This is a genomic window from Vibrio sp. 704 (genome assembly GCF_033339295.1).
In genome coordinates this window covers 1-725 of the sequence record NZ_JAWOUH010000403.1, presented here as the reverse complement: position 1 = coordinate 725, position 725 = coordinate 1, and the positions used below count along the sequence as shown (strand labels likewise).

Sequence of the window (725 nt, the reverse complement as noted above, 5' to 3'; positions counted from 1 at the left end):
GCTTTATGTACTCCATGTGGGCGCTACCAGCAGCGGCATTGGCGATTTACCACTGCGCGTCTCCTGAGCGTAAGAAAATCGTCGGCGGTTTGATGATGTCTGCGGCGTTGACCTCTTGGTTAACTGGTATCACAGAGCCAATCGAATTTACCTTCCTATTCGTCGCGCCAGTGCTGTACGTGATCCATATTTTCCTAACTGGTATTGCGTTTGCGATCACCGCATTTTTGGAAATCAAACACAGTACTGACTTTGCGCACGGCGCGATCCAGTTCTTCCTTTACTACCCAATGTCGAGCAACGCGTGGATGTTCATCATCATCGGTCCAATCTGGGCGACGCTCTACTACGGCTTGTTCCGCTTCCTAATTGTGAAGTTGGATCTGAAAACGCCGGGTCGTGAAACCGACATTGCAGAAGTGAAGATTACCGGAGAGCCTGATGAAATTGCGGTGGATGTAGTAGCTGCATTGGGCGGCAAAGCCAATATTAAGTCAGTCGATGCGTGTATCACTCGTCTGCGTGTCTCGGTGAAAGACATTGCCAACGTTGATGTTGCTAAGATAAAAGCACTTGGCGCGCGAGATGTGTTAGTGATTGGCGACAGTTTACAAGCGATTTTCGGCACGCAGTCTGACTCAATTAAGTCAGAAGTGCACAGCGTACTCGCCACCTCCTGATCTTACCTCCCCCAATCTAGGTAAGATTTGCCAACCTCCCAGCGA

Annotated in this window: 1 protein-coding gene; it reads left to right on the top strand. The window is 49.8% G+C overall.

Features of this window, described 5'->3' with window-relative positions; genetic code table 11:
• Positions 1 to 680, top strand: a 680-nt coding sequence (locus tag R7R24_RS26740; RefSeq protein WP_318120122.1) for a PTS transporter subunit EIIC, incomplete at its 5' end; no start/stop codon positions are given.
• Between the last annotated feature and the right edge of the window lie 45 nt (positions 681 to 725).